The organism is Aquirufa lenticrescens (genome assembly GCF_019916085.1).
GTDB classification, from domain to species: Bacteria; Bacteroidota; Bacteroidia; order Cytophagales; family Spirosomataceae; genus Aquirufa; species Aquirufa lenticrescens.
On the sequence record NZ_CP049834.1, the window covers coordinates 620941 to 636367 of the forward strand.

A 15427-nucleotide genomic window follows, 5' to 3' on the forward strand; every position below is an offset into this window, starting at 1 on the left:
TTATTTCCGTATTTAACTATTTTAGGCAAATGAAATTGAATTTAGAGCAAATCCTACCGGATAGTGATAGTTCGTTTAGGTTTCTTTTAACCCCTAAATTGAACGAAGTTTTCTATTGGCATTTCCACCCCGAAATCGAATTGGTGTATGTAGAGGCAGATAAAGGAATTCGCCACATCGGAGAACATATTTCGACTTATGAGGGATGTGATTTAGCCTTAATTGGATCCTATATTCCCCACTTGAATTTTGATTATGGCGTAAAGGCTACGGTGGAGACAGTCGTGATTCAGTTTCCGGAGACCTATTTCGAGAATGGATTGGTCCGGATTCCGGAATTAAAAAAGGTCGTAGATCTGATGGAACGCGCGAAAACGGGCCTGGCTTTTACGGGTGAAACGAAGCGGATTGCCGGTGTGCGTTTGAAAAAATTGCAACATTTGGATCGTTTTCATCAGTTTATGGAGCTAATGAGCATTTTCCAGTTTTTGGCAGAATCAGACGAATATGTGGACCTCGATGTTCGTCCCATCTCCAGCCAAACCATCCTCAAACAACAAGAACGGATGCATCGCATCCATCAATTCGTCGAAGCAAATTTTCAAAAGCCCATTGACACCCAGCAAATCGCGGACGAAGTCAACCTCTCGCTTCCGGCCTTCTGCCGCTATTTTAAGAAAACAACGAAATTCACCTACACGGACTTTGTCAATCAATACCGCGTGCAATACGCGAAGAAAATCTTGATTCAAGACAAGAATGTGACCGAGACTTGCTTCGAATCAGGCTTCGAAAGTCTTTCCTATTTCAACCGGATCTTCAAGAAATGGACTGGGGAGTCTCCGTCTAGTTTTAGGAAACAGCGGTTAAAATAAAAGGCCGAAGAACAATGTCCTTCGGCCTATTTAGAAATTTTCAGCAAGGATTATTTTCTCCCTTGAGAATACTGATCAATGCCGGAGATTTTTCCGTTTAAATCAAATTGGAAAATTTCAACTAACGATTTGTTCCAAACAGAACCATCCTTAGAAACACGCTTCTCTGTAGACGTTACAAATACACCTGAAACAGGATCCGTATAGGCGATCTTAATAGGAAGAATGCTTGTAAATTTCCAGTCTAGTGAAGTATAACCATCCATCATTTGGCTAAGGTCTTTTTTTGTTAACTCTAATTTGTTGCCATCAAAGTCAGTGATTTTTACCTTTTCAGCAAAGAAAGTTAATACAGTAGCTACATCCATCGCATTATAGGCTTTATTGAATTTCTCCATAGCTTCAATCTCACCGCGATTTGAGAATTGGAATGCTCTGCCATTTACTTCATTTTTAGGATCCTCCGTAATATATTTTCCGCCTGAAGTTTGACCATATTCATTGGTTTTGGGAATTGAACCATATTGTGTGAAACTCGAAATTTTTCCGTCTTTGTTAAATCTGAATAACTCAAACAAGTTAAGTGTTTCCTTAGAACCATTGTTAGCTACCCGTGTTTCTACCGATTGCAACATCACGATTTCTTCGTTTGAACCAGGTACCTTAACCGGTAAAATAGCCATAGGCACATCCTCTACGGTTTTAATGTAAGCAATGGATTTTTTCGTCATTTCTTCTCTTTTCTTTGCCATTTCTGGGGTGTAAAAAGAAAGTTCTTTTTCTCCATCTTTTGAATTGTAAGCTTTGACGAAGTCTAACAAAATTTGGCTGTTTTTCTCAGAACCAAATTGGAAACTCTTGCCAGCATCTGGACCAGAGAAGATTTTACCTGCTGTCGTTTGTGCCGAGACACTGAATGTCGATGCGATGATCGCACCTGCTAGAACAAATTTTTTCATTGATATTAATTTTTTGATTAGGTCAGCAAGTACGGCGGAAAAAAGGGTCTGTGGAAAGAAAAGGAGAATGTATTTGTTCCCAAATGCGCAAAAGGGAACAAATTCGCTCATCCTAAATGAGCATTAGCGGGGGAGATGTACTAGGTTTGGCAAACATTAAAAAACTAATAACAATGAAAAAAATTATTCTATCTCTTTGTGTGGCGGCAGGATTATTCTCTTGCACGTCAGAGGCGGATCAAAATGCCATTGTAGGCAAGGCTAACGTAGCTTATTACGGGCGTGTTTGGGAAGTGGCGATCAATGAAGGTCGCACCAATATCTTGGACTCAGCTTATGTAGAGGATGCGGTATTGCATACTGTACCTGAAGTAAAAGGCAAAGCGAATTGCAAAGCCTATTACGAAAACTTTGTAACTGGTTTCACGGAGCGTCAATTTATCGTGAAAGAAATCTTTGCGGATGGCGACAAATTAGTGAAGTACTGGCAGTTCAAAGGAAAGCACACGGGTAACTTCTTTGGCATTCCTGCAACAGGAAAATCGGTAGACGTTATCGGTTGTACCATCGTGAAAATGAAGGACGGAAAAATTGCTGAAGAGCAAGATTTCATGGACAACATGGTATTGATGACTCAATTAGGTCTATTGCCGGCAAGTAAATAAGTGGATAAAGGCGGGGGCTTAGGCTTCTGCCTTTTCTTTGATATACACAGAAGGGGTCACCCCTTTGCGGGCCTTGAAGGCATCGATGAATTTCGAACGCGAGACGAAACCAGCATCAGTTGAAATTGCTTCGATGGTTATTTTCTTCGCATTTCCCTCCTCTATTAATTGACACGCATATTCAATGCGCAAGTCATTCTTCCATTCGCCAAACGTTTTTTCCATCTCCTTATTGAAGTAATTCGACAGGAATCGCTCGGGCATTTTTAGGTCAAAGGACATTTGTGACAAGGAGAAATCTTTTTTCACAAAGGGGTGTGAGTCTAAATAACCCTCTAATTCCCTTTCAAAGGCATAAAAGCTACTCGATTTCTTAGGTAAGCTAGATTTGATCTCTTGTAAGATTGTGCCTGCATTTAGCTCCACTTCGTAGGAAACGTTACCGTAGAGGATTTTGGGGAATAAAAACAAAATGAAGTTTTGTACAAAAAAACCTCCTCCACAGATCGCAAAGAAACGAGCCTCACTGAAAATGATATTTGAAGGGATGCCAAAAATCGCATAGTTATGAGCATAAACTGTTAACATATGCCCCAGACTATTGCCTGCAATGACCAGTTGTAATAATATTAGAGAGAAGATCCACTTTTGAATTAAGCGATGATTCGAGGGTAAAGCACCATATTTCAGCAGGAGATGACGCTTATTCACAAGAAAGTAGATCGCAGAGGCTACACAATAGAGAATTAAATGGATAGAACGGCCATATAAAATCTGTTCAAAAGTGACCCACTGAAAATTCAAATTATAATCTTCCGTAATGTTCACAATCTCGTGAGCCATCGCCGTCTTGGTCGCTAACGATAAAGTCGTGAAAGGTAAGGTCGCAAAAAAAGTGAAAACCGCTGGAATCAGATGTGCTAAATCATATAGGTGAAGTCGCTTGTCTTCCGAAACGGTTTGCTTTACATAGAAGAACAAAGCTGGACCGAGCAGGAAGGAGAGGGGTAAAAAGTGTACAAAACAGATACCTTCCCAAAATTCGATTTTGCTATAATGTAATCCAAAATACACCATCAACACCGCATTGCAGCACAAGAAAAACAAGGCTAAAAACGTGTTGGATCTATTCAATGAACTGAGGTAGTACAAGAGAATAAACGAGGTAAATATTCCGAATAGTGGTGCTAGTATTGCCAAAACCTGATATTAATCAGCTACAAGATAAGAATATCTGTTTAATTTAACTAGATGAACAAGGTTTACGCAACTGCTTTTGATGCCATTAATGATATTAAATCGGGCTCCTCGATGTTTTTTGGCGGTTTTGGATTAACAGGGATACCAGAAAATGCGATCGATGCGTTGCTGGCATCCGGTATAAAAGAGATCTTGTGTATCTCGAATGAGGCGGGAATCGAAGGTTTTGGCTTAGGTAAATTAGTGGCGTCTCGGGCCATCAAAAAACTCATCTGTTCCTATGTGGGCGAGAATTACCTCTTAGAGGATTTGATTTTAGAAGGTCATTTAACTGTGGAATTAGTTCCTCAGGGAACCTTAGCGGAACGCATCCGTTGCGGTGGTGCAGGGATTCCCGCCTTTTTCACGCCGGCAGGAGTGGGAACGGAAGTGGCAGAAGGGAAGGAGGTTCGGGCGTTTGATGGGAAGCAGTACCTGCTAGAAAAGGCCATATCTGCTGATTATGCTTTTATCAAAGCCTGGAAAGGAGACACCGAGGGTAACTTGATTTATAAAGGGACCTCTCGCAACTTCAATCCGGTGATGGCTCCAGCTGGTCGTATTACGATTGCCGAAGTAGAAGAATTAGTTCCAGTAGGTTCACTAAATCCGGACGAAATCCATACCCCAGGCATCTACGTGCAGCGCATTTTCCAAGGATCAAACTATATCAAACCCATCGAACATTTTGCAGCCTTAGCTCATTCAGAAGATGAACAGAAAGAAGTTATTGCGCGCCGTTTAGCGAAAGAAATCAAAGATGGAGATTACGTCAATCTAGGCATCGGTATTCCCACGCGGGTCTCGAATCATATTCCTGCTGGAATGAAAGTGATTTTGCAATCGGAAAATGGTCTGTTAGGGATAGGACCTTTAGCTGAACCTGGTCACGAAGATCCCGATTTAATCAATGCGAGCAAGCGTCCGATTACGATTTTAAAGGGTGGTTCAATATTTAGTTCCGCCGAAAGCTTCGCCATGATCCGTGGCGACCATATTGATGTGACGATTTTAGGAGGTATGCAGGTTTCTGAAAACGGGGATTTAGCGAACTGGAAAGTGCCAGGTAAAATGGTCAAAGGGATGGGTGGGGCTATGGACCTCGTCGCTTCCGCAGATAGAGTCATTGTTGCGATGTTACATTTGACCTCCGATGGAAAATCGAAATTAGTCACTGCTTGTGATTTGCCTTTAACCGGGGAACGCTGCGTGACGCGAATCATTTCCGATTTAGCCGTATTAGACATAAACCCCGAAGGCGGCTTTCTGTTAAAAGAGCGTGCCCACGGGGTTTCAGTTGAACAAATCAAAGCGGCCACAGCTGGTAGATTAATCATCCCAGACGTGGTACCTGAATTTTAGATTTTATAGTATTGCTCCCAACCTTTTCTTGGCGGCGCTCCTACTAAAAGAGAATTAGCCAGTGAGTTGTTGGTAATTTGTTTCGTCTTGCGATCGAATTGAAGCTTGGTATTCAGTTTTTGTGCCATAACACCTAGAGAGAACACTTGGCTCAATGGACCCGCGATTTCGAACGGAGAACGAGTTTTTTCTTGTCCCATACACGCTTTCAAGAAGTTTGCGTAGTGGTTTGAAGGACTAGCTTGAACTTCTGGTAATTTCAAATCCTTACCCGCATCGCCTAAAATTGAAAGCGTGCTTCCGTGTGATCCACCTTTGAACGTTAAATCCTTGCTGTAGATAATCTTGCCTGGATTCAATTTAGCTGGTTGGATTTTACCATTGCCTGCCGGTGGGATGTTCGGATCCAATTCATTGGTTCCATAATTCGCAGGAACCGGAGGAATATTGTTTACGCCATCATACCACGTGATATCCATCGCAGGCATATTCTTGCGCTCAGGGAATTTAAACTGAATGGTTGAAGACATCGGGTAGAAGAAATTGTTGTGTCCATCAGCCCTAAGCATATTGATTTCTGTAGGCAAGCCTAAGTCTAAAAACTCGTGTGCCGTATCCATGATATGAGCACCCCAGTCACCTAGCGCGCCTAAACCATAGTCAAACCAGCAGCGCCATTGTCCGTTCACAAAATCCTTTTGGTAGTCGTGTGGCGAAACCACACCTTGCCAAATATCCCAGTCTAAAGTAGAAGGAACCGCTTCCGCTGCCGGGAACTTCGTGATCTTCGGATCCCAACTGTGCCATCTACGTGGCGAATTCATGTGTGCCGTCATGGACGTCACATCTTTAATAATGCCAGCTTCTTTCCAAGCCTTGAATTGGAAATAATTTCCTTCTGAGTGGCCTTGGTTACCCATTTGTGTGACTACTTTCGGGTGCTTACGCGCCGCGGCCATCATCAATTCGATTTCATTAAAGGTACGCGCCATGGGTTTCTCCACAAACACGTGTTTGCCTAAACCTAGTGCCATCATCGTGATAGGGAAGTGGGAATGATCCGGAACACCGATAGAAACAGCTTCTATTTTCGATCCCATTTTATCAAACATCTGACGGAAATCTTGGAAGCGAGGAACATCTGGGAATTTCTCTAAAACTTTTAAAGTCTGCGGAGCGCCCATATCGACATCGCAAAGTGCGACAATATTAGCAAGGCCCGTGTTGTACAATGACATCACATCTAAGCCGCCTTGGTTACCGATACCAATACAAGCTAGATTGACTTTTTCACCAGGTAATTTCGAAAGTATATTGGGGAAAGCTGCAGCAGCTCCTAGTAGGCCGGCATTCTTGAGAAAGTCGCGGCGCGAATTATGGTGTTGATTCATAGTTAATTAGAATAGGTTTATTTCTAAAGTCAATGACTGGCCTAAACTACTAAGCTTTTAAATCAAAAAAAAGATGAAAGAAAAGTTCTTTCATCTTGATGCACACCAAACCACTAATTGATTTTGTAATAAGCGAAGGTAGGTTTATTTCTTGGTTATCAAACACCGGCCTATCAGATTATCAGTTTATTGATAATGAGAAAGGGCAGTCTCTAATTTTTTACGAACCTTCTCGCGTAATAAGGGAGGGTCAATTACTTGTAATTCAGTGGAATAGCGTAGTAGAAAATTTTCAAGTTCCTCGTTAATTTCTACTGATAATTCATAATGAAAGGCATCCATTGTTTTTTGCGATGGGTGAACGGGATATTTAGCGATATATTCTTTGATCCAGGAATCTTCCCGTACTCGAATTAGGATGCGCTCAGCAGCACTAGTACCCCGGAATAAACCTAAGCTGTTTTTGAAAAAATCAGCCGGCTGAAAATCGGGATGAATCCGCGTTTTAATAGTCGTTTGACTTAGTCGAATGGATTCGATTCGATCCAAAGCAAAGAGTCGAAGTTTATCTAGCGAAATGTGTGTTTGTATTTCTGTAACCTCTTGAAATAACAAATACCAGCCAGTGTACCAGCCATTATTGTATTCCTTGATCAGCAAGGGCAGTCCATAGACTGTTTTCACTTTCGATGTGGCCGCTAATCCTTTGTGTGAAATTTCGATGCACTTCTTTCCTGCTACGGCATCCACTAAGAATTTGACGTGTTCGGAACCGGAGCGATCGCCCTCATTGATTAATTCGATAGCTGGCCAGTTTGCTAGTTCTTCGTGTTTTGTGAGGTTGTTTTCCAAAGAGATCGCCCGCAACTTATTCACAATCCCATTTCCATTGCCCCCTGTGAATAAATGTTTGTTGAAATCGATGATGGACGCGATTTGGTCTAATTCCTTTTCGGAGAAAGAGGGGAAGGCGCTGATATCATCGCGGATATAATAGAAGCAGTTCTCCGATTTCGAATAGCGGATTAAATCGCCTTCCGTCTCTTCCAGGCTAGGGTAGCGTTCCGCCAATTTTTCCTTCAATGCTTTCAGGTCGCGGCTGAAACTACGTTCGCTATAGCTGATTTGGTCAAAATGTTCCGTGAAATAATCACTCACCGTTGCCGCACGCAAGGGAAAAGTCTTTCGCAGAAATAGGTTATTCAGCTCTTTGAGTCGATCTGTCGTGTTCATGTTCGAATCTAGTAAATTCTCACTAGTACGCCAACTTTTGGCGAACTATAAATGAAAATTTGTATCAACAAAACAATAACAATATGAAAAACATCAAATCATTACTCGTATTACCCTTCTTTTTCTACGCGACAGAAGGTTATTTAAAGGCATTCAAAGTGGCTAAAGTAACAGGACCTATCAAACTTTTTGTGATCAGCAATTTCTTACTTTGCTTGGGATTAATCTTGGCTGACTTTCAGTTTTTCGGAAATTCTGATGTAGATGGATTGTATACACAAGCGGTGTTAGCGGAAGTACTTTACTTAGCTGGAGGTGCGGGGTTGAACTTGTTCTCGGAATTAGAGACGCGTTAGTTACCGCGCTCGAATTGGAACTTTAACACGAATTCGTGCGTCTGATTGGTGATTCTAGAGATGGTATTCGTAGGCATCTCGTATTGGTAACCTAAATATACGGTGGGACTAAATTGAACACCTAAGTTAACGCCAATCGCGTTGTCGTTTCGGTAGCCAAAACCCACATCAAGTAATTCGTAGAAAGATCCGGTTAGGTTAATATCATAACTTAAGGGCAAATCGGCTGCGGCACGCACAATGGCATTCGTGTGAATACTAACCGCTTTACTTACTACTTGCTTCTTGCCTATCATCCCGTAATAGAAGGAGGCGTCTTTGTATTTCCCGTTTTGGAGGCCAAAATCATTCCAAAGCATCCTCGGTTGTGAAATACTCACATAGAACTTGTCCTCTTTCGCTAGGCGAATTCCCCAACCTGAATTGATCTGTAATCCAGTCGAATAGTTCTGAGTAAATAGCTCGTCCGTTTGATCTAATAAACTCAAACCAGCAAAGTCCAAAGCTAAATTAGTCACCCCCACACGAATACCTCCTGAGAGGGCCCATTTGTCATTGATGAGCGAGTGATAGGCAAAATCGCTGTTCACCGAAGTCGCTTTTACGGGGCCTAATTGATCTAGAAAAGCAGTGAAACCCACGCCCATTTTCTCTCCCCAATTGAAGTTACCCATCAAGGCAGTTGTGACTGGTGTTCCAGGCATGTTCGTCCATTGGTTTCTATTCACCAGAATGATCTCGTTTTTATCACTAGCGCCCACAAAGGTTGGGTTAATCACTTGCGGATATAATCGAAATAAAGAGAATACGGGGTCAGTCTGGGCCTTTATTTGGCCAGCTAAAACTAACAAACACCCTAAAATCACAACTCGTAATTTCATTTATTTCTTCAAACGATTGATGTAAATATAAGTAGAAACCCGAGGTCTCACGCCATTATAGTCTAAAATATAGAAATATACGCCGTCAGGTAATAGTCCATCTCCTGCTAAAAGTGGGTTTCCAAGGTTTGTTTCCCCTCCCCAATTATTGCCATAATCCTTGGTTTCAAACACGATATTGCCAACTCGGTCATACACCGTTAAGGTATTAGGCGTAGTACGCATCACGCCTGGAATGACTAAATAATCGTTTTTTCCATCTCCATTAGGTGAAATCCCCTGGAAGGCAACCGGGTCACAAGCATCTGGATCGATTCGGTTATCCACCCCATCGTGATCGCAATCTGGAAGACCGCCATAATTCAAATCATTTTCCCATTCGTCTTTGATTTCATCCCCATCGGAATCCAAATCATTGTAATCAGGAAGTCCATCCTTATCCGTATCCACTGGATTATTTCGATCACCACCAATCTCCACGATATCCGTGTAGCCATCTTTATCCGTGTCATAATTCACGTCTTCTAATACGGTGATGGTCGTGCTATCTATGCCCGGACCAGTAGAATTGGTAGCCGTGATTATATAAGTTCTCGGTTTGGCTGGCCACGTAGGCGTGCCAGAAATGAGACCCGTTTTCGCGTCAAAATTGAGCCCAGCCGGCAATAACGAATCAATGGTAAAGACATCTGCAATCCCCACCAATGTAGGCTTGAAATTCACCGGTACTCCTTGTCTGAATACACCTGGTAAGGGGTATTTAATTTCTGGAAAAGCAATGAGGACTTTAATGGAAATAGTAAATGTGTCGTATCCCGTTGAATTCGTGGCCGTAATCACATAATCCGTAAAATCTTGTGCTTTCGTAGGTGTTCCCGTAATGGATCCAGTGCTAGGATTCAATGTTAAGCCTGCCGGCAATGGTTTGTCCACCGTATACAGAGTAGGAATTCCTTGAACACTTGGGTTTAAAGGACTGATTTTAATCTTCTCAATATAGGTCTGAGGAGTCGTATAACTCAAGCTGCTCGGACGAGGAACCACCGCAGCAATTCGAATCGTATCGGTCGTGGAGGCTGTGCTATTGGTAATAGTGACTACATAGGTAGTAGGCGGTCTTAAAGCTGTAGGAGTCCCTGATATGATTCCGGTTACCGGATCGAATACTAATCCAGCAGGAAGAGGTTTGTTGACACTAATGCTAGCGATAACTCCTTTTGTAACTGGGATTAATGGCGGATTTGTTTGCCCTGCAATAAATAAATCGACCCCCGTATAAACTGGGTTAATTTGCGATCCTAGCACAGGCTCCGGATAGCTAATACGTGGTCTTGCGATCAAAACGGTGATGATGAAGCGGGCTCTCGCCGTACCTGTCGTATTCGTAGCCGTCACCCAATAAATGGTTAAAGGAACGGCTTTTGTAGGGGTGCCTGAAATGACTCCTGTGATTGGATTAAGTGTCAAACCATCCGGCAATGCTTTGTCGATGGTATATAAATCTACTTTTCCTGTTACCCTCGGGTTTAATGGAGTGATAGGCACTTCTTCCTCATAAATGACAGGAGTGGCGTAGGAAAGATTTTTAGGTTGAGCTATTAATACTTCTAAGTCCAAAGGTGCAGAGGTAGACCCCGTCGAATTGGAGGCCGTTACGATATAGCGTATAAGTCCCGTGAAGACGCTCGGTTTACCCGTAACTTCTCCCGTCGCATTGTTGAATGTGAGCCCTAAAGGCAAAGGTTTGTCTATCGTAAAGGCAGTCGCTAAACCGGAATAGGTCGGTCTAACCGGTGCTAACGTACTATCTTGTATTAATCGAGTGGGACTGAAGTAGGCCAAATTAGAAGGAGGAGCAATCACCACCGAAATGTCAATACTCGCCGTCGCCGAACCCGTGCTATTTCTAGCCGTGATTACATAGGTCTGCATCGAACTTAAAGCCGTAGGCGTTCCACTGATAATGCCTGTAGTTGAACTAAAGGCGAGTCCAGCCGGCAGAGTTCGGTCGATGGAATAGGTCGTCACTGTTCCTGAAACCGATGGAGCGATATCTGGGATAAGAAAGTTTTGGTACAAGACCTTAGGCGTAGCATATACCAGATTTCGAGGCCGCGCAATTAGTACCGTTATCACTACATTCGTTGAGGTAGATCCCGTTGTATTCGTCGCGGTAATCACATAGGTTGAGGTCGGTTTGGCTAAAGTAGGTATCCCAAAAATCCGTCCCGTCGTAGCATCTAAAATCAAACCGGCAGGCAGCGCCGGAGATACGATATAAGACGCAACATAACCTGTTACGGTAGGATTCAGCGGTGCGATATCAACCCCTTCTTCGTAAACATTAGGAGAATTATAGGATAGGCCGGACGGAGCTGGAATCAATACCGTGATAGGAAGAGCATATGAGCTTGATCCTGCTACGTTTGTAGCGGTTATTGTAAAAATGGTAGTAGGGATGGCCTGCGTAGGTGTTCCGGAAATTATTCCCGTACTCGTATCAAAATTGAGTCCATCAGGAAGTTGTTTATCGATCGAATAAGAAGCTACAAACCCCGTCACCGTAGGACTTAAGGTACTAATAGCTGTACCGGTAAAATAGGTAGGCGGGTTCACGTACGTTAGATTCGTAGGCGGCGGAATGGTTACCGTAATATCTACAGTAGTTGAGCCTGTATTCGTCGAATTCGTTCCCGTAATGGTGAATGTAGTTCTAGGGATTTGGACGGTAGATGCCCCTGAAATAATACCAGTGCTGGTGTCAAAATTCAATCCAGTAGGTAAGCCCGGACTGATCGCAAATGAATTAACAACCGTTCCGTTTTTGTTAGGAACTAATGGAGTAATCGCCACTGTCTCATAATACACATTAGGTGTGGTATAGGAAATTTGTGGCCGGGCGATGAGGACGGTGATGTTCGTGGTGGCCCCAGTGCTTCCGGTGGAATTAGAAGCAGTAATCGTATAATTTGTGGCCGGATTTGCCAAAGAAGGTGTGCCCGAGATTCTCCCCGTGGCAGGATCGATGCCTAATCCCGCAGGTAAAGTGGGGTTTACCGTATAGTTTGCCACCACACCACTGACCGTCGGTAATAAATCTGGAATAGGAACTCGCTCTTCAAAAATATTTGGAGTAAAATAAGACAATCCAGACGGTGCAGCTATTCGAACAGTTATGTCGATGTCAAAGGTGGTAAATCCGGTACTGTTCTCAGCTGTAACGGTATAAATCGCTTGTGGCATAGCTGCTGTAGGTGTGCCATTGATTAAACCTGTTGTCGCATTGATACTCAACCCTGGTGGTAAAGTAGTGATTGTGTAACGTGATACAGCTCCGGTCACCGTAGGCGACAAAGTAGGAATGGCTGCCCCCTCTGTAAAGATCCAAGGTGTTTGGTAAGATAAATTAGTAGGAGGAGGAATGACGACAGAAAAACTCGTCGTGGCGACTACTTGTCCTGTGGTATTGATGGCCGTAATGGTATACAGTGTAGGATCGCTTAAAGCCGTAGGTGTCCCACTTATGACTCCTGTAGTTGTATTGAATGTTAAACCAGTAGGTAAATTGACGGGTACGATGGTATAGGAATCTACCTGTCCTGTTACCGTGGGTACCATAGGAGTAATAGGTACAAATTGATAAAATTGGAAAGGACCGGGATAACTTAAATTAGATGGAGGAGGTATAACCACATCAAAGTTAATGGTTGTACTGGTGGAACTCGTTGAATTTGTCCCCGTAATTACGTAAGCAGTAGCAGCAGTGATGGCAGTGGGAGTCCCTGAAATTACTCCTGTGTTCGGATTTAAAGTTAATCCGGTAGGTAAAGGTCGGTCAATCGTGTACGTTGAAATGACTCCACCTGAATTAGTAGGTGTAATAGGCGTTATGGTAGTTCCTGTGTAAAAACGAGAGGGAACAACATAGGCTAAATTCGTAGGAGCAGCGATACGAACCGTTATAAAAATTTCTGATTGAGCAGGTCCCGTTGAGTTAGTTGCTATGATGACATACCTAGTTCGTGGCATAGGCACCTGTGGGTTGCCACTGATAGTTCCATTGCTGTAATCAAAAGAAAGACCTGCTGGCAATGTACCCTGTAAATCATAGGTTACACCACTACCTGTAACCGATGGGGAAATAGGAGAAATGGCAGTGTATTGTGTAAATACATATTCAGAGCCAGTGGTTATTGAAATGGTGGGTGGCGGAATAACTATTTGAATAGTAAATGTAGCCGTAGTTGGAGTTCCAGTGCTATTGCTTCCTGAAACGGTGTAGGTCTGGGTGCTGGTTGTTTGTGTAGGGGTGCCTGTGATTTGTCCGGTTAAATTATTAAAAATCAACCCGGGAGGAAGGGAGGTAGGATTGATAGTAAAATTATCAATGCGGCCTATGAAGGTAGGAGTTAATGTAACAGGACGATTCACCACAAATTTATTAGGGGTGCTATAATTTAAGCCGGTAGGAGGGGCTAAATAAATCGTAACGGTAAAGGGGATCTGTGCAGAGATGCAATTCGCTTGGGAGTTTTTTACAACTAAATTAAAATCAAATGTACCCACCTGCCCATAAGGTATAGTGATAGCCATAGGTGAAGTTGTAATAGGGGCATTCAGTACTTCATCAAACCCATTTAATGCATTAGCCCCTGCATAAATGGAGTAGGTGTCTGTTCCTTGGACTTTATTAGTATAGGGTAATGCAAAGCTTTCGGCATTAGAAGAAATATCTGCAACCGCACTTAGAGTAACAGAAGGGTCTGGAAGAAATCGTACTTCAATGGGATTACTAGCCGGACTTGTACATCCTCCAATAGTCGTTTTAGAGGTATAAATTCCCGGTGTTGTGACGGTAATACTTTGCGTTGATTGGTTAATACTAACGCCATCTTTAAACCATTCAATCGTTCCTGAGGTGGCGGCTGTAGTTAAGATGGCTGATCCACCTGTGCATATTTGAGCTAAACCTGAATTATAAGAAAGCGTAAATTCTAGTGAACCGCTGTTGTCACCTGGGTTTGGGTCTGCATAGGAGTAGTAATATTTAGCTGAACCATCTCCTACGCCGAGATAATATTCATAAATATGATCACTTCGGTAATCGGAATTGTTGCTTGGAGCAGGTGGGACTGCATTATTTAATAACCATTTATTGCTTCCGTTCGTAATCAGCGAAGGCGTTCCAGTACCTATTACTTGTGTTGAAAGGGGACTTTGGTAGGCAGCATCAAGGTGATTGATGCTATTTTCTATGCCATAGGTCCCTTTTACCTCTAATTTGTATTGTCTTGTAGTTTGGGTAAGGGTAGCGGGTGATTGAATCCAAGAATTAGCATTAAATGTCTTTACTTCGCTACCTATTACGCGCCATCTGGAATTCGCAGTGTTACCCGAAATGATCGGAGCAGGACAACTAGACTGAGCTAGTGCCGCGAATTGAATAAACAGAAACAAGTAGAGAAATAATTTTCTCATGTATGATGAAGAACAGATGGATACTAAAATTACGGAAAATAACTGGTTTACGATTTATTTCCCCTTCCAATAATTCGCCAGCGCGGAACCATTGATATTCATGACTGGGCCAAAAATTGCTGCCGGCAATCCCAGCGTTCCCACTTTTCCCATCGCCATGGCAAGGCCTGAGGCTAATCCGGCGTTTTGGAGTCCTACTTCGATGGCAATGGTACGACAATCTTTTTCGGGCAACTGACTTAAACGTCCGCCCCAGTAACCTAAAATAAACCCGAAGAGGTTATGCAGTAAACAAACCAAAACTAATAAGGGGCCCACCGCCACCAAGGCGTTTCTACCATTTGCCGTAATAATAACTACTATCGCTCCTACACTCCACATCGAAATGGTGGGTAATGCTTTTTCAAACCATTGAAAGCGAGATCCCAGTAATCGATTATACAGGACACCTACTGTAATGGGGATGATGATTAGTTTGCTGATTTCCCAAACCATCGCCCATAAATCGATCTCAATTAATTGCCCTGCAAGATTTTTCATTAGCAAAGGTGTAAGTAATGGTGCTAAGATGGTGGCAATGGATGTTAAGGTGAGGGAGAGAGCTACATTGGCTTTGGCAAGATAAGACATCACGTTAGAGGCTAAACCACAAGGCATGCAACCCACTAAAATAATACCTGCCGCGATTTCTGACGGGAATTGAAATACCTTTGTGAGGCCCCAGCCCACGAAGGGCATAATGGTAAATTGAAAAAAGACACCTAAAACTACTGCCTTAGGTGAGCGTAATACCTCGGCAAAGTCACTCATCTTCATCGTTGAACCCATGCCAAACATGATGAGTTGTAAGAGTGGAATAATAAAGATTTTGAATTTCAGCTCACCAAAACCAAGGAAGGGTTCAGGGAAAATAAGGGTTAAAATGACAGCGGCAATGATGCTGAAGGTGAATAATAAGCCTTTCATCTTTTGGTTTTTGCTGTCAATT

General features: G+C 42.8%; 11 protein-coding genes. 4 read left to right on the top strand and 7 right to left on the bottom strand.

The annotated features are described in order from the left end of the window. The first annotated feature begins 29 nt into the window (after positions 1 to 29). A complete protein-coding gene (locus G9X62_RS02870) occupies positions 30 to 875 on the top strand; it encodes an AraC family transcriptional regulator (RefSeq protein ID WP_223131305.1) in 846 nt (281 codons plus the stop codon). Positions 876 to 925: 50 nt separating this feature from the next. Here G9X62_RS02870 and G9X62_RS02875 read toward each other — a convergent pair whose 3' ends face one another. Continuing rightward, positions 926 to 1834: a nuclear transport factor 2-like protein gene (locus tag G9X62_RS02875; RefSeq protein WP_223131306.1), complete on the bottom strand. Its 909-nt coding sequence runs from the start codon at positions 1832 to 1834 to the stop codon at positions 926 to 928. A gap of 173 nt (positions 1835 to 2007) precedes the next feature. On the opposite strand from G9X62_RS02875, the gene G9X62_RS02880 reads away from it, so the two are divergent. Further along, positions 2008 to 2499 (top strand): ester cyclase, encoded by a 492-nt coding sequence (locus G9X62_RS02880; protein WP_223131307.1) that lies wholly within the window; start codon positions 2008 to 2010, stop codon positions 2497 to 2499. An 18-nt stretch (positions 2500 to 2517) separates the two neighbouring features. Here the strand turns inward: G9X62_RS02880 and G9X62_RS02885 are convergent, their stop codons facing one another. Beyond that, entirely contained in the window at positions 2518 to 3699 is a 1182-nt protein-coding gene (locus G9X62_RS02885; protein ID WP_223131308.1) for a helix-turn-helix domain-containing protein, read from the bottom strand. Between the two features lie 51 nt (positions 3700 to 3750). On the opposite strand from G9X62_RS02885, the gene G9X62_RS02890 reads away from it, so the two are divergent. Further along, positions 3751 to 5100: a 3-oxoacid CoA-transferase gene (locus G9X62_RS02890; protein WP_223131309.1), complete on the top strand. Its 1350-nt coding sequence runs from the start codon at positions 3751 to 3753 to the stop codon at positions 5098 to 5100. Here the strand turns inward: G9X62_RS02890 and G9X62_RS02895 are convergent. Continuing rightward, complete coding sequence (locus tag G9X62_RS02895) at positions 5097 to 6491, bottom strand: Gfo/Idh/MocA family protein (RefSeq protein WP_223131310.1); 1395 nt, start codon at positions 6489 to 6491, stop codon at positions 5097 to 5099. The two genes, G9X62_RS02890 and G9X62_RS02895, sit on opposite strands and share 4 nt — an antisense overlap. Before the next feature lie 186 nt (positions 6492 to 6677). Continuing rightward, a complete protein-coding gene (locus tag G9X62_RS02900; RefSeq protein WP_223131311.1) occupies positions 6678 to 7724 on the bottom strand; it encodes a helix-turn-helix transcriptional regulator in 1047 nt (348 codons plus the stop codon). A gap of 83 nt (positions 7725 to 7807) precedes the next feature. Here G9X62_RS02900 and G9X62_RS02905 point away from each other — a divergent pair, with 83 nt between their 5' ends. Further along, positions 7808 to 8080, top strand: a complete 273-nt coding sequence (locus tag G9X62_RS02905) for a hypothetical protein (protein WP_223131312.1) — start codon at positions 7808 to 7810, stop codon at positions 8078 to 8080. Here the strand turns inward: G9X62_RS02905 and G9X62_RS02910 are convergent. From G9X62_RS02910 to G9X62_RS02920, 3 genes are read right to left on the bottom strand one after another with little or no spacing between them, the layout of a single operon-like run. Next, a complete protein-coding gene (locus tag G9X62_RS02910; protein WP_223131313.1) occupies positions 8077 to 8961 on the bottom strand; it encodes a PorP/SprF family type IX secretion system membrane protein in 885 nt (294 codons plus the stop codon). The genes G9X62_RS02905 and G9X62_RS02910 overlap by 4 nt on opposite strands. Further along, a complete protein-coding gene (locus tag G9X62_RS02915) occupies positions 8962 to 14439 on the bottom strand; it encodes a gliding motility-associated C-terminal domain-containing protein (protein WP_223131314.1) in 5478 nt (1825 codons plus the stop codon). Between the two features lie 54 nt (positions 14440 to 14493). Then, on the bottom strand, positions 14494 to 15405 hold the full coding sequence (locus tag G9X62_RS02920; RefSeq protein WP_223131315.1) for a bile acid:sodium symporter family protein: 912 nt from the start codon (positions 15403 to 15405) through the stop codon (positions 14494 to 14496). Positions 15406 to 15427: the final 22 nt, after the last annotated feature.